The 20,304-nt window shown below is 39.8% G+C and carries 16 protein-coding genes and 1 pseudogene; 12 read left to right on the plus strand and 5 right to left on the minus strand.

What is annotated here, in order from left to right; genetic code table 11:
- Nucleotides 1–623 precede the first annotated feature (623 nt).
- Together V7K25_RS27110 and V7K25_RS27115 are read right to left on the minus strand one after the other, a co-directional pair.
- Nucleotides 624–1,595: a DUF362 domain-containing protein gene (locus tag V7K25_RS27110; protein ID WP_335162367.1), complete on the minus strand. Its 972-nt coding sequence runs from the start codon at nt 1,593–1,595 to the stop codon at nt 624–626.
- A 132-nt stretch (nt 1,596–1,727) separates the two neighbouring features.
- Nucleotides 1,728–3,149: an aspartate ammonia-lyase gene (locus tag V7K25_RS27115; RefSeq protein ID WP_335162369.1), complete on the minus strand. Its 1,422-nt coding sequence runs from the start codon at nt 3,147–3,149 to the stop codon at nt 1,728–1,730.
- Nucleotides 3,150–3,293: 144 nt separating this feature from the next.
- On the opposite strand from V7K25_RS27115, the gene pgsA reads away from it, so the two are divergent.
- Together pgsA and V7K25_RS27125 are read left to right on the plus strand one after the other, a co-directional pair.
- A complete protein-coding gene (pgsA, locus tag V7K25_RS27120; RefSeq protein WP_335162371.1) occupies nt 3,294–3,836 on the plus strand; it encodes a CDP-diacylglycerol--glycerol-3-phosphate 3-phosphatidyltransferase in 543 nt (180 codons plus the stop codon).
- Between the two features lie 134 nt (nt 3,837–3,970).
- Nucleotides 3,971–4,873 carry a S66 peptidase family protein gene (locus V7K25_RS27125; RefSeq protein ID WP_335162373.1) on the plus strand — a complete coding sequence of 301 codons (903 nt, stop codon included), beginning with the start codon at nt 3,971–3,973 and terminating at the stop codon, nt 4,871–4,873.
- A 48-nt stretch (nt 4,874–4,921) separates the two neighbouring features.
- Here the strand turns inward: V7K25_RS27125 and V7K25_RS27130 are convergent, their stop codons facing one another.
- Complete coding sequence (locus V7K25_RS27130) at nt 4,922–5,698, minus strand: class I SAM-dependent methyltransferase (protein WP_335162376.1); 777 nt, start codon at nt 5,696–5,698, stop codon at nt 4,922–4,924.
- 440 nt (nt 5,699–6,138) lie between these two features.
- On the opposite strand from V7K25_RS27130, the gene V7K25_RS27135 reads away from it, so the two are divergent.
- The 5 genes from V7K25_RS27135 to V7K25_RS27155 all read left to right on the plus strand — a co-directional run bounded on the left by V7K25_RS27135 (nt 6,139) and on the right by V7K25_RS27155 (nt 10,502).
- Nucleotides 6,139–6,375 carry a hypothetical protein gene (locus V7K25_RS27135; protein ID WP_335162378.1) on the plus strand — a complete coding sequence of 79 codons (237 nt, stop codon included), beginning with the start codon at nt 6,139–6,141 and terminating at the stop codon, nt 6,373–6,375.
- Nucleotides 6,376–6,438: 63 nt separating this feature from the next.
- Nucleotides 6,439–7,050, plus strand: coding sequence for a class I SAM-dependent methyltransferase (locus V7K25_RS27140; protein ID WP_442948119.1), 612 nt, complete (start codon nt 6,439–6,441; stop codon nt 7,048–7,050).
- A gap of 118 nt (nt 7,051–7,168) precedes the next feature.
- Nucleotides 7,169–7,822, plus strand: a complete 654-nt coding sequence (locus V7K25_RS27145) for a glycosyltransferase family 2 protein (RefSeq protein WP_335162380.1) — start codon at nt 7,169–7,171, stop codon at nt 7,820–7,822.
- 136 nt (nt 7,823–7,958) lie between these two features.
- On the plus strand, nt 7,959–9,125 hold the full coding sequence (locus V7K25_RS27150; protein WP_335162382.1) for a glycosyltransferase: 1,167 nt from the start codon (nt 7,959–7,961) through the stop codon (nt 9,123–9,125).
- A gap of 57 nt (nt 9,126–9,182) precedes the next feature.
- On the plus strand, nt 9,183–10,502 hold the full coding sequence (locus V7K25_RS27155) for an ABC transporter substrate-binding protein (RefSeq protein ID WP_335162384.1): 1,320 nt from the start codon (nt 9,183–9,185) through the stop codon (nt 10,500–10,502).
- 250 nt (nt 10,503–10,752) lie between these two features.
- Here the strand turns inward: V7K25_RS27155 and V7K25_RS27160 are convergent, their stop codons facing one another.
- Nucleotides 10,753–11,502, minus strand: coding sequence for a hypothetical protein (locus tag V7K25_RS27160; protein WP_335162386.1), 750 nt, complete (start codon nt 11,500–11,502; stop codon nt 10,753–10,755).
- 412 nt (nt 11,503–11,914) lie between these two features.
- Between V7K25_RS27160 and V7K25_RS27165 the strand changes: the two are divergent.
- The 5 genes and pseudogenes from V7K25_RS27165 to V7K25_RS27185 all read left to right on the plus strand — a co-directional run bounded on the left by V7K25_RS27165 (nt 11,915) and on the right by V7K25_RS27185 (nt 18,517).
- A pseudogene (locus V7K25_RS27165) lies at nt 11,915–13,036 on the plus strand (IS630 family transposase).
- A gap of 412 nt (nt 13,037–13,448) precedes the next feature.
- Complete coding sequence (locus V7K25_RS27170) at nt 13,449–14,132, plus strand: Npun_F0296 family exosortase-dependent surface protein (RefSeq protein ID WP_335162388.1); 684 nt, start codon at nt 13,449–13,451, stop codon at nt 14,130–14,132.
- Between the two features lie 360 nt (nt 14,133–14,492).
- Entirely contained in the window at nt 14,493–15,554 is a 1,062-nt protein-coding gene (gene hemE / locus V7K25_RS27175) for a uroporphyrinogen decarboxylase (protein WP_335162390.1), read from the plus strand.
- Nucleotides 15,555–15,726: 172 nt separating this feature from the next.
- The gene (locus V7K25_RS27180; RefSeq protein ID WP_335162392.1) at nt 15,727–16,683 is read left to right on the plus strand and encodes an NAD-dependent epimerase/dehydratase family protein; all 957 of its coding nucleotides are present in this window, start codon (nt 15,727–15,729) and stop codon (nt 16,681–16,683) included.
- A gap of 235 nt (nt 16,684–16,918) precedes the next feature.
- Complete coding sequence (locus V7K25_RS27185; RefSeq protein WP_335162394.1) at nt 16,919–18,517, plus strand: B12-binding domain-containing radical SAM protein; 1,599 nt, start codon at nt 16,919–16,921, stop codon at nt 18,515–18,517.
- 367 nt (nt 18,518–18,884) lie between these two features.
- Here V7K25_RS27185 and V7K25_RS27190 read toward each other — a convergent pair whose 3' ends face one another.
- A complete protein-coding gene (locus V7K25_RS27190) occupies nt 18,885–20,153 on the minus strand; it encodes a tetratricopeptide repeat protein (protein ID WP_335162396.1) in 1,269 nt (422 codons plus the stop codon).
- Nucleotides 20,154–20,304: the final 151 nt, after the last annotated feature.

A 20,304-nucleotide genomic window follows, 5' to 3' on the forward strand; every position in this document is an offset into this window, starting at 1 on the left:
TCCTGCCAATGTGCCGTCCATACTACAACTTCGCTGTGCCTACCTCAATGGTCAACTTGCTATCTAATGTCTTTGCAAAAATGGGATGCTCCCTGCATCAACTGCGTGTGCAGCATGGGTTCAGTGATACCACTAAACAAATATTTTATAATTTAAATTTTCAAATATAGGTAAAATCACAGCAATTTTGTCAATCTATATATAGGTATATTTAAAAATATTTTAGAAGGTGGCATAGAGGTGTGAGAGTTATCGCCAAACTTTGCTTATGTTCAGAACAAAACACCCAATCCCAATTTACAGATTATAAATCCGTATAAGTTTTTGGATAACAAATTAATCAGCTAAAAAAACCGCCACTAACTATCATAGGGCGGTCTGGTTAAGCAATCGGAGGGTAATTACAGATTACTCTGATAATAAATCAAATTGCTGTAACGAAGTTTGCATTAAATTGGGGAGTGGGGAGTGGGGAGTGGAGAGTAAGGAGTAGGTATGGGTTTATTCTCCCCTTGTCTCCCTCATTTCTCTCGTACAGTGGGCGCGGAAATAAACATACCATTTCAAATGGCGCAAAAGCTTGGAATATAATTCTTTTGACTTTTTACTTCCGCCCTGCGGTACTAATCCCTTCCATAAACACTCATTGGTTCCTTGATAAATCGGGTGTAAAGATGCTTAAACGTAGATTTAATTACGCGGGGCATACCAAAATCGATGGGCATTAACTTGTCTGGTAGCCGCCAATCTTCTATTTTTAATAAGTCAGGATTTAAATGCGGAAACTCTATGTCAACTAGTTCTGGACAAACTCCTAGCCTTTGGGAAGCTGCAACTGTGGGCACTTGCTCAGGAGAAACATTGAGGATTTCTATCATTGCCCGATCTAAAGCAAATATATCTGATGCGGCCGCTAAAATTCCCAATTGGCGAGGTTCACCATTACTGGGGCCATTTCCTTCATGACCGATGATGCCATCTAATATGGTTAAGTTAGGGTTAATTGCTCTGGCAGTTTCTACTAACATTTCACCAAATCTATTCGCATCTTTTCCAGCTTCCATGTGCCACCAAGCTTTCATTTTGCCGGGAACGCAACCAAACAAGTTTTTTACGCCTAGTGTTAATGTCAACTGCATGTGTGATTTCACTTTAGGTAGGTTAATCACTACGTCTGCTTCCATCGCTTCTTTAGACAGCCGCAGATGGTTAAAATTGTCACTAATAGTTTGGTAACGCTGACCATGAAAATCGATGATGGGGAGATTGAGTTCTTCTAAAATAGGCAGATAGCCGTTTGCTACTGCTACGCCCCTGGCACTGCCAAAAGCAGGACTATCGCCCAAAAATGGCTTGCCGCCAACTTCAATTACCATCTGGGCAACTTCGTAAACTAGTTCGGCACGGGTGATACACTCTTTACCAGGACGCGTACCTGTAAGTAGATTTGGTTTTAGTAAAACGCGATCGCCTTTTTTCACAAACGCTGCTATTCCGCCAAAAGGTTCCAGGAGAATGACTAAGGATTCTCGTAAAGCCTCTCGTTCGTAAGATGTAGCCCGAATAAGACTAACAGATGGTTTTTGAGTCTGCATGGATAAATGGGGAGTGGGGAGTAGGGAGTGGGGAGTGGGGAAGATGAGGGAGCAGGGGAAGCAGGGGGAAAATTCCTCTCCTCTGCACCCTTCCCCCTGCCCCTCTGCCTCTTCCCCATGCCCCATAATCTATTATTCTGTTCTGAGCGGTAAGATACCACTCATTTGTTCTAGATTTAACACTGTAGCTAAGTCTGCTTCACTCATCAATCCTCGTTCTAAAACAATCTGCCGTAAAGATTTACCAGTTTCTAAAGATTCTTTAGCGACGGCAGCAGCGTTTAAATAACCGATGTGGGTATTTAGTGCGGTTACTAAAGCTAAACTACCTTCGGCATAAGCTAAACAACGTTCTTGGTTGGCAGTAATTCCCTGAATGCAGCGTTCGGTGAGTGCTGCGATGGTATTACCCAGAATTTCGATACTGTGAATTAGGTTATAGGCAATAAGCGGCATCATCACATTTAATTCTAATTGTCCGGCTTGTGCAGCTAATGCGATCGCACTATCGTAACCCATCACCTGAAAGCACACCATTGATGTCATCTCTGCCATCACTGGGTTATATTTCCCTGGCATAATCGAGGAACCAGGTTGCACTGGGGGAAGTTGAATTTCTTTCAAACCAGTTTTTGGCCCCGAATCCATCAGTCGTAAATCATGAGATATTTTGACTAAATCCTGCGCTAAGTTGCGTAAAGCGCCGGAAACATTTACAAATGGTGCCATACTTTGCATGGCTGCCATAAGATGGGGTGCAGGTTCCAAAGGAGTATCAATCAATTCTGAGAGAACTTCTACCACACGGGCGCGATACAAAGGATGAGTATTTAAACCCGTTCCGGCTGCACTACCTCCCAAACCCAGCACCATCAAATCACCAGAGGCGGTATAAATCCGGTTTTGGTGTTCTGTAAGGATTTGCGCCCAAGCCCGAAAATTCTCACCCAAACGCACGGGTACTGCGTCTTGTAAGTGGGTTCTGCCAGATTTGACGATATCTTGAAATTCTACAGCTTTGTTTTCTAAGGATGCGATCGCACCATCTATTGCTGGGTGTAATGTTTTAGATAATGCCAATAATCCACCAATGCGAATTGCGGTAGGAATCACATCATTGGTAGACTGCCCATAGTTAACGTGGTCATTGGGACTAACACGTTTGTAATTACCCTTTTCTTCACCAAGAATTTCTAAGGCGCGATTTGCCAAAACTTCGTTGACATTCATGTGGTGGGATGTTCCAGCACCCGCCTGATAAACATCTACGACAAATTGATCCCGAAACTTCCCAGCCAGGATTTCATCAGTTGCTTGGACAATCGCCTGACTAATATCTTGGGGAATGCAATTTAGTTCTCCATTTACAATTGCCGTAGCTTTTTTAATGATTAATCCAGCATCTACGTAAGTAGGTAAAGGCTTTATGCCGCTAATGGGAAAGTTTTCGATAGCCCGCAGCGTTTGAATGCCGTAATAAAGGCTACTAGTAATTTGGCGATCGCCCATCGAATCGCGTTCGATGCGGAATTGAGAGTCTGTGTGTTCAGTCATAGTATTGTTTTAGGAGAGCTACAGAAAACAGATTTTCCCACGCAGCCACACACAGATACACTAATCTGCATAGATTTTGCATATTTGCTTGGCTGCTTGTTGCTTTACACTTGTTAATTTTGAAGTTTGATTTTTGAATTCCCTATGACCATACCCAACTGGATTACTTTCTCTCGCCTATTGGGGATACCATTTCTGCTTTACGGTTTATATAATCCCACACCTCAAGCTCAGTGGATATGTTTGGCGATTTTTCTTATTGCGGCGTTGACTGATTGGCTAGACGGCTATTTGGCGCGAAAACTCAACCAAATTAGTGAGTTAGGTAAGTTTCTTGATCCCTTAGTGGATAAACTTCTGGTACTTGCGCCGTTGCTAGTTTTTATTGAATTAGGAAAAGTGCCAGCTTGGGGAGTGTTTTTGATTTTAGCGCGAGAATTAGCGATCGCTGGTTGGCGGGTGAATCAAACGACGATTATAGGAGCGAATATTTGGGGTAAACTCAAAACTGTTAGTCAAATAGTTGCGATCGCACTTTTGATTGCGCCTCTGGGTGAAGTGTGGCAAACTCCCTCTGTGATTGCTTTTTGGATTTCTGTCGCCCTAACTTTAATATCTGGGGGTATTTATCTTGTACCGCAAAATCCAACTAAAGAAAATCCACAGTTAGATACAAAGCGAACCTAAAATAAAACCACTGTGGCGATCGCTTTCAAAAATGATTCAATAAAATTTTATTGGAGTTCTGAGGTATAGTCTTTATTCTTAACCCCTTGTACAGACGCTATTCATCGCGTCTCTCCTCACCCCTAACTTTTTTCATGCCATCCAAAATCTTACCACCGCCCCTCAAACCTGGAGACTTACTGCGAGTAATAGCCCCTAGTGGTGCTTTGCGAGAATTTGAGGCATTTGAACGGAGTGTAGAAATTTGGCGATCGCGTGGTTATCGAGTAGAAATAAGTCCTCAGATAGATGACAAATGGGGTTATCTCGCTGGTACAGACGAAACCCGCCGTCAACAACTAGCAGCAGCATGGCAAGATCCTGATTGTCGTGGTATCCTCAGTGCCAGAGGCGGTTTTGGCAGCACCCGTATCTTAGAAGATTGGAATTGGCCAAACTCAGGACTTCCCAAGTGGCTCATAGGCTTTTCTGATATTACAGCTTTATTGTGGAGCCTTTATACAGCAGGAATTTCCGGCGTTCACGGCCCCGTACTGACGACTTTGGCAGATGAGCCAGATTGGTCAATTGAGAGATTATTTGATTGGGTAGAAGGTAATTCTTTCACCCCTCTCAAGGGTTGCGGTTGGGGTGGTGGTGTGGTTACTGGCGCTTTATTACCAGGTAATCTCACAGTTGCTACTCACCTTTTGGGTACACCAATCTTACCACATCTGGATGGTGTAATTCTGGCGTTGGAGGATGTTACGGAAGCACCTTATCGTATCGATAGAATGCTGACACAGTGGCGTTTGAGCGGTGCTTTGTCTCAAGTCTGCGGTATTGCTTTGGGGGGTTTTACTCGCTGTGAAGCGCCGCCAACTATATCTAGTTTTAGTGTAGAAGAAGTATTGCGCGATCGCTTGGGTGATTTAGGGATTCCGATTGTTTCTGATTTACCTTTTGGTCATGATAGCCCCAATGCTGCGTTACCAGTGGGTATAGAGGTAATTTTAGATGGGGATGCGGGAATATTAGCGATCGCGCATCCGCATTAATTCATTCCTATAAATAGGAACTTCTAGGAATTCTGCTCCTTGATTTGATCATGCACTCACAGAATAACCTGCTAAATGCTCTGGTAAATTCCAATTAATTTTTGGATCTGGCTGATGTTTTACTGGTTCAACATTTCCGCGCCAAGCAGCTCCCATAATTTGCATAGTTTGATAGATGATTGTGTTCCACCCTTTTTGCTTTAAGTAGTCTAAGCCTTGCGTGACATCAGGAGAAGTTAAATCATGGAATAAAATTAAAGCATCTGCCTCAGCCAATTTTTCACAGATAATCGTATCATTTAGAGGCGCTGGTGCTTCATGATCGCCATCAATAAAAATCAATGACCACTTACGTTGTAATTGTTTAGCTAATTCTTCCACCTTTTGTGGGCTATAACCGTCTACTAGATTAACTGAGTCGAGAACATTAGCAAGTCGTAGGGAACTAGTTACATTTTCATAAACATCTTCTTTAGCTAAAACAGGATCAATTACATCTAATTCCACTCCTGCTAATGCCAGATGGCAGGCAGACCAACCCCGCCAACAACCAATTTCTAAAGCTTTTTTGCCGGCAAATTTGAGTCCTGTATTATATAAAATGTGTGCTTCATCTCGATTCAGGAACCCTATAAATGGCTCTTGTTTATCCACGTACCAGCTATGAGGAATTTCTGGACGTAAATAAGGCCAATAAGAACTATTGGGATCTCCAACGATCATATTGGGAAAAGAATAATCAGGATAAATTATCTCAAATCCTGGTGAAATATAGTCCCAAGTTGACAATGGGACATTTTTAATAATTTCATTAGTTTCAGTCATATCTGTTCTTATCTAAAGAATTTGTTATTTACGAATTTCGTCAGCTTTACCAACACAATACAGTACCATATTAAGGTTAAATAGTTAATACTCATAAAAATCATAGTTGTCAAAATTGATGCAATCCTCAAAGAAAGATGATACCACCACTTTTAGGGTAATTACCTCTAGTGGAGCCTTGCAATAATTAGAGGCATTTACACACAGGTTGTAAATTTAGCGATCGCATGGTTTAGCACAAACAGATAAAAACTGTCGCCATACCACCTAGCATCAGCATGACAAGATCCGGATGACCGTGATATGATCTGTGCCAGAGGTAGTTTTAGTAGCACCAGCATCCTAGAAGATTAGCATTGGCAACAAAACTCATGTTTTGAAAAACGCTTTTAGTACTTGCGGATCATCCAAATAAATAATTTAGTTTATCTTTTTTTAGTATGAATATTCAAAGCCCTTTGACAGGTAAAACCGATATTACTTGGCTGAAAACCATACAAGTAGATACACTAATTAACGACTGGAATCAGACTTTTAAGATTGATATTACCTCAGAGCTTCGTGAATATAAAGAAATTCATCTCTACCAGTGTAACAAAACTAAACTTCAATTTTTCTTACCATTTGATATTGCTGGTTCAGAAAAACTTTATGAACAATTGCAAAAAATTGATTAGTTTTATACGCCTGACAAGTGGGAACATAAGGTTGCTTTAAAGAATTTATCAAACTGCAATGATATTTTAGAAATAGGTTGTGCATTTGGTTCTTTTGTTGAATCAGCTTTAAAACTAGGTCTTAACGCTCAAGGAATTGAACTTAATTCATCCGCAGTTGCAGTAGCTAAAAAAAATAATCTACCTGTTGAAAGTATCAATTTACAAGAATTTGCAGAAACCTACCCTTTGTCTCAAGATGCAATTTGTAGTTTCCAGGTACTTGAACATATTCCTCAACCTAAAAACTTCATTGAATTCTGTCTTCGCACTTTGAGAACTGGAGGAAAATTAATTTTCTGTGTTCCCAATGCGGAAAGCTTTTTACAATATCAATATGATTTACTAGATATGCCGCCGCACCACATGACGCAATGGAAAGCTTCAACATTTAAGGCACTAGAAAATATATTCCCTGTGAAGCTCGAAAAAGTAATTAAAGAGCCTTTACATTATTATCATGTAGATAGTTATTTGCATTCATACGGCAATCATATTTGCAGTATTTCGCCTTTAGGAAAAATCATTTTAAATCGGTATACAATTCCTTTATATGGATACCTATTAAAAGCTGGATTAAGAAATATTGTAACTGGTCACAGTATATATGTACAGTTCCGTAAACTAGAGGTATGAACCTTAATTTTGTACATTGATTCGTTAGTGGTCATTTGAGTATGGGTTAGCAATTTGGTAAGGTTATGCTAACAACCATTTTTTCAGCACTAATACTTAATTTTACTGGTAATCCATTATGAGTCCGATAAAATTTGATCCAATTCCAGAAATATCAGTTGTCATCTGTACTTACGATCGCGCCAAATATTTAGATAATGGCATTAATAGTGTTATCAACCAAACCTTTCAAGATTGGGAACTGATTATAGTTGATGATGGAAGCCAAGACAATACTTTTGAAATTGTCAATCCTTATGTGCAAAAATTCTCCAATATCCGATATCTCAAACATCAAAATAAAAAACAAGCCTACGCTAAAAATGCTGGTATTCAGGCATCTTTTGGCAAATATATTACACTTCTTGATAGTGATGATGCTTACAAACCCAATCATCTAGAATCACGACTGGGATATATGAAAAATCATCCAGAAATTGATTTAATTGAAGGTGGATTTGCTAGTGAAGAAGAGATTTTTGTGGCAGATTATTTTCAGCCAGGTAAAACAATTAATTTGCGAGAATGTGTTTTAGGCCCGACAATTTTCGGTAAGAGAAAAGTATTTTTTGAGTTAGGGGGCTTTGAAAACATCCACTATGGAGAGGATACAGACTTTTGGCATCGGGCAGCAAAAATTTTTAAAACGCAAAAAGTTACCAATCCCGAAACATATCTTTACACAAGAGCGGAAACTAGTGTTACCAAAAGTGTTTTAGAACAGCATTCATAAAATTAGGTAAATAGAGAAGATAAGTTAGGAGTTGCGGCTTCTCTCCCGTACTGACTGTATAATTATTTCTGCTATTCTGCAACAGTAAGTTTGAGTTTGTCTATTTTGCTAAAGTGAGTAAAATCTAACTGTAAGTATGCATATTTGTCATATAGTTTTGAATAACCTTGGTGGAGCGCCAAAAGTTGCGGATTCGCTAATATCTTCTCAGGTCAAGGCTGGCTATGAAGTTTCTGCTGTGATCCTGACTGATTTAGATTCACGATGGAAGGTATCTTTTAATGCAGCCCAAACAGTCATTGTGATGAAAATTGCAGGCACTTTATTTTATATTGGCGGAGCGATACATCAAATATGGGTAGCGATCCAATTAAATAGGATTATTGCTGAACAGAAACCAGATATTATTATTTGTCATAGTACATTTCTTACTAAACTATTTTATTTGTCTCAGCTTATCCCTGGAAGTTTATCTATTCCATATATTAGTTATATTCATAGTGATTATATCTCTGAATCACAGATTGAAATCAAAACAAACCCGATCAGTGCATTAATTCAAAACTTATCTATAAGTATTACCAGCAGGATTGATATGCAGGCGCTTCAGCAAGCTAGCGGAATAGTTTTTGTCTGCAAAGCTCTTTATCAAAGATTTGCAAATATTGGTTTTAGGCATCCTCGAATAGTGATATCCTACAATCCAGCTATAGATGATATAAATAACCAGCCTCTTCATCCTACAGCCAAATCGTGGTTTAACAATTCGCAGTTGATTACCTTTGTATGTGCTTCTAGATTTCACCATCAAAAAGACCATAAAACTTTACTCAAGGCATTTGCTAAAGTTAGTGAACATAACTTAAATATCCGGCTGATTTTGCTAGGAGACGGTGAATTAGAGACAGAAATACAAGCTCTGGCAAATTCTTTAGCTATTAATAATATTGTCCTCTTTACTGGTTCTGTAAGTAATCCTAGAGCTTACTTTTCACAATCTAGAGCGGTTATACTTTCTTCTCATTTTGAAGGCTTACCACTAGTTCTTGTAGAAGCTGTAGCCAGTGGAGTAACGTTTATTGCCAGTGATTGTCCAGTTGGCCCCCGTGATATTTTTGAAGTCCTGAAATGTGGAACGATAGTACCACCAAGTGATATTGATTTATTAGCAGAAGCTATCATTGACCATGTAAAAACCCCTCAACAGAAGATTGATCGCTTTGATCAAATTGCAGAATTCTTTAGTGAAGCTAGCTGTGCTAAACAATTAGAAGGTTTAATACAGCAAGTTGTTTCTCAATAAATCTCAATAATTAGAATAATGTGCTAGATAATCTATTTTTGTGTTTAAAGACTTTATATGAATATTAATTTTATAGCTTCCAAAATTAGATCCTTTTGGTATTATTTTATCAATTCTACTTTGCAGCTTTGGATTCTAGGAATTATTCTGAGTTTATCTCTGATATCTTTATCTAGTTGTCAGCCAATTAGAGAAAAAGATGATGGGGTAATTCATCTGGTACTTTGGCAAGCTATTAATCCACCTTCACATCGAGAGATTTTTGAAAAATTAGTAGATAAATTTAATCAAACTCATCCTGATATTCAGGTTGAGTCTATCTTTGAACCAGAACCTAATTTACCAAAAATATTAACATCAGTTGTTGCTAATGTGCCCCCAGATATACTGTCATTCCACCCTGAATATACAGGTCAATTTGTGGAATTAGGGGCACTTCGACCTTTAGAAGATTGGTTGGATAAATCGCCCTTCAAGTCAGACATTAGACCTAACTTATTGTCAGAAATGCAGTTGGATGGTCATATTTGGTCAGTGCCAATGCACACCAGTAATATTGGGATTTTTTACCGTCCTAAACTCTTTGAAGCTGCGGGAATTACAGAAATACCCAAAACTTGGGATGAATTAAGACAAGTTGCCAAAAAATTAACTATAGACCGCAATGGGGATGGCCGCCCCGAACAGTATGGTATGTTACTGCCTTTAGGAAAAGGTGGATGGACTGTGATTAGTTGGTTGCCGTTTTTATATAGTGCTGATGGCGAGATTGTAATCAATAATCGCCCGAGTTTAACGAATGTAGGTGCGATCGCGGCCTTAAAATTTTGGCAAGACCTGATCGAAGATGGTTCAGTAATGCTTTCTGCCCCCGAACGAGGTTATGAAGAGGAAGCTTTTCTTACAGGTCGTGTTGCAATGCAGATTACAGGCCCTTGGACGTTAATTATGAAATCTGAGGTCGATCATCAGGTATTACCCATACCAGCAGGTGTCAAAGCTGCTACAGTCACAGGTACTGGAAATTTTTTTGTGATGAAGACCACACCAGCAAGAGAGCAAGCAGCATTCAAATTTTTAGAGTATGTTTTGAGCGAGGAATTCCAAACAGCATGGAGTATGGGGACGGGTTTTTTGCCAGTTACCTTCACATCAGCTCAAAGCAAAGCTTATCAGCAATTCATCAATGAAAAACCAGTGTTGAAAGTGTTTTTTGACCAATTACCAGTGGCACATTCTCAACCAATTATTGCTGGATATAGCCGTCTTTCTGACAGTCTTGGTCGAGCTATAGAAGCCACAGTACTAGGAGAGTCTGCTGAAAAAGCCCTCAAGACAGCACAAGAACGTTTAGAGCTGATTTGGGATGATAAATAAATAGGACTGGGTATTGGCTAACTGGTAGTATCCTCTGGGGATGTAGTGGCTTGAGTAGATACAGGAGTTTTTAACTAAATATGGTGGTAGTTGTAGCGATGCACGTTCCTAACTACATCCCAGTTCCACCAAGATATTTACTGGGGTATATGGTAATACAAAATACTTACTAAATTTATAACTTTGACCGGGTTGGAAAATGAGCGGGTGAGTCATAAATATTAAGGTTATGGAATATTATGGATAAAAGTTAGGAATAAACTCTAGTTTTGGGATGTAAATTTCTTTTCAATGTACACAAACCAATTGCTGGTATAGCTCCCAAAATAACTGCTGTAAGCCCTTGTTCACTCCAATATAGTATGGTACTACGGTAAATTTCTGGAATCAAATTTTGCACCAGAAAAAGCAACCAAACTAAAATAGTGATTAATAAAAAAGAGATTGAAGGCAGAAAATTCCACCACCAAACGCTAGCTGTATATCGCCTCAATACTAGCCATTGGCAAATCCCTAGCCAAATACCAGAAATTATATATGCGATCGCAGACAGAAATCCAAAAATAAAAGTTTGCTCAGGAGATAAAGTTTCATTTAACGATATGGCAATACTTGAAAGATAGTTAATCCAGGCTGTAGAAACGCCGTTAGCAATCAGCCACCCTACACTAGTAGCAAATATCCATTGCCAACCCGATAAATATCGGTAAAGGACAAGGCTCTGATCGGCAGCAAAAATCACAGCAAATATAACATTGCTGAGACTTCTGACCAAAATACCCCATGTTTGTGGTTGGATTGCAGCGCTAGGTGAGGTTTGGAGAATAATTTTCTCTAAGGCGATACTGGCAACGCCACCCACAACCCATCCGATCAGGGTCATTAAGGTAAACTGGATAAAGAACCTCTGTCGCTGCGATCGCGGAATCAAAAATTTTCCTGGGTTAGGATCATTATTAGCAGATGCAACAGGATCGGGACTGTTAGAGTCAGTTTGCATATCAAGTTAGGGGGCTAGGAAGTATGGATATCAGGAAGATAGAGGAGCAGGGGGAGAATAACTAATGCCCAATGCCCAATCCTCAATTAAATATTGATTCTTGTTTTACCCTATTTCTCAGTCGCCAGTCCCTATTTTCCATTCCCCACTGGCCACTCGCCACTTCCCCAAGGCGAGGATATTATGTCAATAATAGCAGTTGCGTAGGTTGGGTTGAGGAACGAAACCCAACATTTTGGGGGCTTTGTGAAAAATTGCTTTGTTGGGTTAAGCAAAACAATTTTTCACAAAGTCAAGGGTATTGATGTTGTTTTGCATCTGAATGAGAACTGCTATATTGCTAAAAATTTAGTGGTAAGCTAATCGGCATTTAAGCTGCATAATATAAATGCAGAGTCGATTGAAAATAACTATGCCACCACCAGCTAAAAACTTTTTAACTTCGGAACAAGTTACTCAGTTGCAGCAAGCTCTTAAGGAGAGCGAACTACCGCACGTCAGGGAAAGAATTTTAATTATTTTGCTCCAAAATGATGGCAGGACACAACAAGAAATTTCTAGATTTTTGGGGTGTTCCCCAAGGACAGTAGCATATTGGTGTATGCATGGAGATCCAGATAACCTACAAACTTTACATAATAAACGAGAGTACGAACATAACCGAAAAGCCACTCCTGAGTATATTAAACTGTTATTAAAAACAGTTGATGAAGAACCATCAGATTTAGGTTATGAATTTGGTCGATGGACGGCAGAAAGATTAGCTACATATTTAACAGAAAAAACAGGAATTGATTTAAGTAGTTCTCAAGTGAGGAGGATATTAAAGCGAAAAAAGTATAGTTATATCTGGGCTAAGTATGACCTTGAAGACAAACAAAATCCTCTAGTTAGAGCAAAGTTTAAAGAGAAGCTTGCCCAATATTTAACAATAGCAAGAGAGCAGCCAGAGCGAGTAAAGGTATGGTTTTGGGATGAGAGCGGCTTTAGTTTACGTGTAATTCGCCGTAAGAATTGGGGTAAGCGAGGAAAACGCAAAAATCTTACAGGGCAACGTCGGCGTGGTCGGGTCAATGTCATGGGAGGAATTAGAGAAGGAGATCGAAAACGGGTATGCTTTTTTATTAAAAAAGGTGAGGGGGATATTTTCTATGAACAATTACAGCAACTAAATAAATTAATTAAAGAAGAGTGGATAAGTCAGGGGAACTGCCTCGAAGATTTTCAGGAGCATGGCCCTAAGATTATTTTAATTTTAGATAATGCTAGTTTTCACAAACGGAAAGATATTCTCGCTCAAATTGCCGAATAACTCCCTAACTTCATACTAGAATTTTTACCTCCATATAGTCCTGACTACAATATTATCGAATTAGTTTGGTATTCATGTAAGGAATACATTGCTCATCGTCTATTTAAGTCACTAGACGAGTTGAAGTCTTTATTAGATAAACTATTAAATCAGGGTGAGTTAGTCATTAAGTGGCATCGAAAGATAAAAAACAAGGGCAATAGTGGCTATGTTGCAATTTAAATGCCGATTAGCTTATCCCATCGTAGACATCGCTTTGAGTCTCAGAAACTAAACTAAACGAGAAATGCTGATTCTTTTATTGGTTCTTAACCTTGGTTGCGATCAAAAGTAATTTAGATACCTTTGCCCTGCCCACTACAATTACACAACAACCTTCACATAATCTTTAAAGATATTTTAGTATATACACCGTATCTTTTGCGAGTGATAAAAATAACAATAGGATTATAAAGCCTCAAGAAAAACTTGCAATCTTTGAGCTTGTTATACCCAACAAAACTAATCTAGAAATACCTAATAATATTTGTGGTTTTTCTAGTTTATTGGAGTAATGAAGCTAGGACTTTATAACTAGTTTTTTCGGAAAATTCAGTCTTAATTCTCTTTATTTTCTTCAATTTTTATTACTAGAATGCTGCAAAAATTCTCCTTGGCTTTATTCGGAATAACTGCTGCGATCGTGAGTGCAAATCCAGCTAGTGCCGTAACTCTGCAAGTCAACACTGGCCCGTTTTCTAGTTACGCTGATGCCAAAACTGTCACCTTTGACGATGGCACAGCAAAAGATCCTAATGGATTTGTTACTTACTCTAATATTACTAGTAATATTGTTCAAGGTAGCTTATCTAGTCAATACGCCGCACCTTATGGGGATAACACCAAATTTCTAACAATTGCTCCAGTAGGTAGTAATGTTGCAGGCGACAGTGGTTTTGTCAATATTAACTTCAAACAAGCTGTTAATTACTTCGGTTTTTATGCAGGTTCATTAGATAGTTACAACTTTGTTGACATTTACAAAGGTAATCAGTTGTTAAAAACTTTTAGTGGTGAAGATGTGCCAACTGCTATAGCTAATGGTAGTTGGACTAGCACTGAAGCTAATATGTTTATCAATCTTGTAGCTGATACAGGAGAAACATTTGACCGAGTTGTGATGCGCTCAAATGGTGTTGCCTTTGAAACAGATAACCACGCCTATAGACTAGCCAGCGTTCCTGAACCTAATGCCATGTTAGGTGTGTTAGCAATAGGTGCTTGTGGTATGATGTCACTTTTCAAACGCTCAGAAGATAAAGCGACAGTGAAAGGATAAATTTATCAGGATACCTGTTGAAAACCTTTAAAGATGTGCCTCTACACCATACGTAGAGGCACATTTATTATTTGTCATGGAGTTTTCCTTATGCGTTCCCTTGATGCAGAAGTGAAAAGTGCATTTCTACGTAGGACTCAAAGCGATGATTTCATGGGATAAGCCAAAAAAACAATAACTTGTCGCACTTGCCGACATTAATACTGTAGTCAAGCCAACCGCTCGCTCATATCCAATAATCAAAATATAATAAAATATTACTATTATGCGCTGCTATTCACTTTTTCCTGAAAACCTGCTGGAAAAGCGTAATCCCAGAATGATAAGCTAAACAGTGGCATAAATAGGATGAAGTAATAAATGGGTGTTTATTCAACGACTCCTCATCTCTTACGGGCTGCTCGTGGTGAAGTAGTAGATCGTCCCCCTGTCTGGATGATGCGACAAGCGGGACGATATATGAAAGCATATCGAGACTTAAGAGATAAGTATCCTTCCTTTCGCGATCGCTCGGAAATTCCAGAAGTAGCAATTGAAGTTTCCTTGCAACCGTGGAGAGCTTTCCAACCAGACGGAGTAATTTTATTTTCTGATATTGTCACCCCATTACCTGGTTTGGGCATTGACATGGATATTGCCGAAGGTAAAGGGCCAATTATTCACTCGCCCCTCCGCACTCAAGAACAAATTGAACGTCTGCATCCTTTAGAACCAGAAGCAGCTCTACCATTTATCAAGACAATTTTGCAGGCTTTACGTTCTGAAGTAGGCGATAAATCAACGGTGTTGGGCTTTGTGGGTGCGCCGTGGACATTAGCAGCTTATGCAGTTGAGGGAAAAGGTTCTAAAACCTACTCCATCATCAAAAACATGGCATTCTCAGATCCGACGATATTGCATCAATTATTAGCTAAATTAGCAGATGCGATCGCTATCTATGCCCGTTACCAAATTGACTCTGGCGCTCAAGTTGTGCAAATGTTCGATTCTTGGGCGGGTCAATTGAGTCCTCAAGATTATGACACCTTTGCTCTCCCCTATCAGAAGCGAGTTTTCCAGCAAGTTAAGCAAACCCACCCCGATACACCTTTGATTTTACTAGTTAGCGGTAGTGCAGGTGTATTGGAAAGAATGGCACAATCTGGCGCTGATATTGTCAGTGTAGACTGGGCAGTAGATATGGCAGACGCACGAGCCAGATTGGGTAAGCATGTCAAAGTTCAAGGAAATCTTGACCCAGGCGTGTTATTCGGCTCTAAAGAGTTTATCCGCGATCGCATTCTCGATACCGTTCGCAAAGCTGGTAATTGGGGTCACATTCTCAATCTCGGTCATGGTGTCTTACCGGAAACTCCCGAAGAAAATGTTGCTTTCTTCTTTGAAACAGCAAAGGAATTGAATCTTGCAGGAGTTAAGGGTTAGGAGTCATTCAATTTTAGATTTTAGATTTTAGATTTTAGATTTTTCCTGCAATCCAAAATCCAAAATTCAAAATCTAAAATTTTCAGAGTGATAAGTTATCAGTTGCGATTCGGAACTTTTAACTTCATTTTTAACTCTTTAGTTTTAACTCCTAAATTTTGGTAAATTTTCTATGAGCCAGAAACGGATTTTAGTGACTGGTGCAAGTGGTTGTGTAGGTCATTATTTAACAGAAGCCTTAATTAAGGAAACAGATTACGAACTGTATCTACTAGTCAGGAACCCAAATAAACTGCAAGTTGATACCAAGGCACGTTCAGGCATCAACGTTTTGCAAGGTGATATGCAAAATATTCGCCAGTTTGCCGATTTGCTATCCACAATTGATACGGCGGTACTCACAGCCACAGCTTGGGGTGGTGATGAGACATTTGATATTAATGTGGTCAAGACTATAGAGTTGCTAGAATTGCTAGATCCAGAACGTTGCCAGCAGGTAATTTATTTTTCGACAGCTAGCGTATTAGATCGATATAATCAACCATTAAAAGAAGCCGGTGAAATTGGGACAGATTACATCCGTTCCAAATATGACTGCTTACAGAAAAAAGAAAAATTAGCGATCGCACCCAAAATTACCACAGTATTTCCGACTTTAGTTTTGGGTGGTGATGCCAATAAGCCTTATTCTCATCTCACATCTGGCATTCCAGAAGTTACAAAATATATTAATGTGATTCGCTTTCTAGAAGCAGATGGCAGTTTTCACTTTATCCACGGACGAGATATTGCCACTGTCGTGCGATATTTGATCGATCATCCTGCCAAAAACGATCAACCACGTCGGCTTGTTTTAGGTCAAGCACCATTAACTGCTAATCAAGCAGTGAAAGAAGTTTGTGCTTATTTGGGCAAAAAGATTTACTTTCGCATTCCCATATCTATACCATTGGCTAATTTAATTATTGTTCTGTTCCGCATTCAGATGGCTGCTTGGGATCGGTTTTGTATGAACTATCGGCATTTTACATACGAAAAATTCATCAATCCCGGTAGTTTCGGTTTGCCAAATTATTGTGCAACCATGAGTGATATTTTAAAAATTAGTGGCGTTAAAGGTGTCAAGTAGAGTATTTGACACTCTTAACATTGAGTTAAAAACATCTCACACCAAATCAATAATATTTAATAAATTGGCAAAATCTTACGTAACTATAGCCTGTCAGTAAAAAAATCAGGCAATATTTCTATGAGTATGTATAAATTAACCTGAATGTTAAGATAGAACAACTTTAATAAAAAGTCAATAGCTCTTTATTTTCGTTAGAGTGGGATAACAATCAAAGTGTGAGGATTGATACTACATGCGAATCTTGTTAGTGTATCCAATATTTCCCAAAACCTTTTGGTCTTATGAAAAAATCTTGGAGTTAGTCGATCGCAAGGTTTTATTACCACCTCTAGGTTTAGTAACAGTGGCGGCTATTCTACCACAAGAATGGGAATTCAAGCTGGTCGATCGCAACATCCGCAAAGCAACAGAAGAAGAATGGGCATGGGCAGATGTGGTAATTCTCTCTGCGATGATTGTCCAGAAACAAGATTTACTTGACCAAATCCAGGAAGCAAAAAAACGTGGCAAGCTAGTGGCAGTTGGCGGCCCCTACCCAACCTCTGTACCTCATGAAGTTGAAAATGTTGGCGCAGATTTTCTAATTCTGGATGAAGGGGAAATCACGCTACCCATGTTTATTGAGGCAATCAAAAGGGGAGACACATCTGGCACTTTCCGCGCCACAGAAAAACCTGATGTCACAAGCACACCAATACCCCGCTTTGATTTATTAGAATTGGATGCCTATGACATGATGTCGGTGCAGTTTTCGCGCGGGTGTCCCTTCCAGTGCGAATTTTGCGACATTATTGTTCTCTACGGACGCAAACCGCGCACCAAAGCCCCAGCCCAACTTTTAGCAGAGTTAGATTACCTCTATGAATTGGGTTGGCGGCGGGGTGTATTCATGGTGGATGACAACTTTATTGGTAACAAACGAAATGTGAAATTGTTGCTCAAAGAGTTGAAAGTCTGGATGGCAGAACACAAGTATCCCTTCCGATTTGACACTGAAGCTTCAATTGACTTAGCCCAAGACGCAGAAATGTTGGAGTTAATGGTTGAGTGCGGTTTCTCGGCGGTGTTTTTGGGAATCGAAACGCCGGATGAGGATAGTTTGCAAATGACCAAGAAGTTTCAAAATACTCGCAGTTCTCTAACTGAGGCAGTGGAAACCATTATCAAAGCCGGATTACGCCCAATGGCTGGGTTTATTATCGGGTTTGATGGCGAAAAAGCAGGTGCAGGCGATCGCATTGTCCGCTTTGCAGAACAAGCAGCTATTCCCTCTACTACCTTTGCCATGTTACAAGCGTTACCTAACACCGCGCTTTGGCATCGCCTGAAAAAAGAAGGACGACTACGGGAAAACCAGGATGGCAACATCAACCAAACAACATTGATGAACTTCCTGCCCACCCGTCCTCTAGAAGAACTTGCACGAGAATATATTGAAGCATTTTGTACTTTATACGACCCAGTACAGTACTTAGATCGTACCTATCGCTGTTTCTTGATGATGGGTTTGCCAAGTTGGAAAGCGCCAGCGAAAATGCCAGAGTGGGTAGTTATTAAAGCGCTACTAATTGTAATTTGGCGGCAAGGAATCAAACGGGAAACTCGCTGGAAGTTCTGGCATCATTTGTTTAGTATTCTCAAGCGTAACCCTGGAGTTATTGAGCATTACATCGCCGCTTGCGCCCACAATGAGCATTTTCTAGAGTATCGCCAAATTGTGCGCGATCAAATTGAAAGTCAGTTAGCTGAATATTTGGCACAAGGTGCAGAAACGCCTTATGTGCTAGTGAAGGAAAAAGCAGAAGAAAAAGCTGAAGCGGTAGTCAGTTAGTTTCATTGGAAAATAACAAGTGATCTCATGTCGGCTCGATTACTTATTAAACCTTAAGAACTCCACCCCTAACCCCTCCCCTTACCAAGGCTACGGTATACACACAAGTCTGAAATAGCTGAAAAACCCAAGGTTTTACCCCACCCTAACCCTCCCCTTTACAAGGGGAGGGAACTAGATTTTCGGTTTCCCTCCCCTTATAAAGGGGATTGAACTAGATTTCCGGTTTCCCCCCAATATATCGGGGGGATTAAGGGGGGTAATTCGACTTGTGTGTACACCGTAGCCTTACCAAGGGGAGGGGAGACAAAGCGCAGCTTTGGCGGGGTGGGGTTCTTTTATTATGGGTAATTTAGCGGACATGATATTATTTACCGCGATCGCGTTCTAAGTCATCAATCACTTTTTGCAAATACCAATCGTCTGACATCCCAGGATGGTAATATTCCTCCTGCTGAATTAATCGTTCGGCAATTTCCCAATATCCGCCAACCATTCGCAAAAGTCGCTGACGTAGTAGGTTATATTTTTGCTTTTTTGACTCTGGACTAAATTTTTGAATTTTTTCTAAGCTACTTAAGACTTGTTGATAATTTCCCCAGTCTTCTTGTTCACAAAAAATACTCGCCGCCCGTTGATAATCATCCAGGGCATTTTGCATTTCTTCTGTGCAAGTATAGGCAATGCCGCGATTGTAGTAAGCTTGAGCATCATTAGGATTGAATTGTAGCGCTTGGGTGTAATCTTGAATTGCGCCGAGATAATTACCCATTGTCCGATAAGCATTACCTCTGGCAATATATGCTAAGGGATCTTCGGGTTGCATCTGAAGTGCTTGATTTAGGTCTGCGATCGCTCCTTGATGATCGCCCAATATAGAACGCGCTTTACCTCGGTTGCGATAGACAATGGCATCTTGAAAATCTAATCGCAATGCTTGATTAAAATCTGCGATCGCTTCTCGATAATTCCCCATTTTGCAACGCACAACCCCACGACAGCAGTAAGCTTGGGCATCTTGCGGATCAGCTTTTAATACCCAGTTTAAATCGGCAAGTGCCTCTTGGGTATCTCCCTTTTCAGCCTTTTCTAATAATTGTGTAAAATATTCATTGGTGGATAAAATGGGCGCATTTGGAGAACGTGATTGCTGTACAACAGGTAATTCTTGGGGTTGTAGCTGTTTAATTTGTTCCAGACACAGACGACAATTGTCTTTATCCTGTTGTTCTAAATATAACCCAGCAGCTTTTTTAAAGCTAGCGATCGCGTCTTGAATATAACCCTGTTTGCGCCGTACTATCCCCCGCAGATTATAAGCAGGAGCATAATTGAGATTGAAACGAATAGCGCGTTCAACATCGTCTAGCGCCCCCGGTAAATTTTTCAGCGCCACTCTTGCCAATCCACGACAATAATATGCCTCTCCACTTTCAGGATTCAACTTTAGGGCTTCGGTATAATCTGAAACAGCCTTAAGGATTGCTCCTGAATCATAATGTGCCAAACCCCGTTGCAAATAAGCTTCGGTAAAGTAAGGTGTTAGTTGTAAAGAATGGTTAAATTCCTCAATTGCTCCAGCGTAGTCTTTTCGCCTAGCCTTTTCTAATCCTCTATTGTAGAATTCGTCATTCATGGCATTTGTTTGGTTGATTCAGTTAGTTGAATTCCAGCACGCTTGTTTCGTAGGCTAACCTATACACTCACCCTTCATATTTTAAGTATTCAGCGTGCCTTTGCTTCATTTTCGTGTATTTAAAAATGTATCGATAAAAATCTATGGTTAT

Source organism: Nostoc sp., from assembly GCF_036919495.1.
In the GTDB taxonomy this organism is placed as follows: domain Bacteria; phylum Cyanobacteriota; class Cyanobacteriia; order Cyanobacteriales; family Nostocaceae; genus Nostoc.